Genomic DNA, 332 nt, shown 5'->3' on the forward strand with positions numbered 1-332 from the left:
GGCCCTGAATTGAAAGAATGGATTGCTTATCTGCTGCAAGAATTGGGAATGCAAATTTCTACGAATCATCTTCAAGGGCGAAGATTTCATAACGTAGCATACTTCTCCCATGGATGGCTAAATCTTTCCACTTCAGAGCCAGTAGCGGATGAAGTAAGTGACTTGTTACAACGCTTTGCTTCTGTATTCAGCCTTACCTACACCCGCTTTCTTGATCTCCAAAAAGCAGAAGCCCAGGCAAGAGAAGCGCAGATCGAAGCATCGTTGGAACGAGTCAGATCAACCTCCTTGGCTATGCATACCTCTCAGGATTTGAGCAAAGTGGTCTATGT

Annotated in this window: 1 protein-coding gene; it reads left to right on the plus strand. The window is 44.9% G+C overall.

The window, feature by feature from the left end; genetic code table 11:
- Positions 1–332, plus strand: a 332-nt coding sequence (locus DNI29_RS24675) for a hypothetical protein (RefSeq protein ID WP_162303748.1), incomplete at both ends; no start/stop codon positions are given.

The organism is Hymenobacter sediminis, assembly GCF_003231285.1.
Classification (GTDB): Bacteria; Bacteroidota; Bacteroidia; order Cytophagales; family Hymenobacteraceae; genus Hymenobacter; species Hymenobacter sediminis.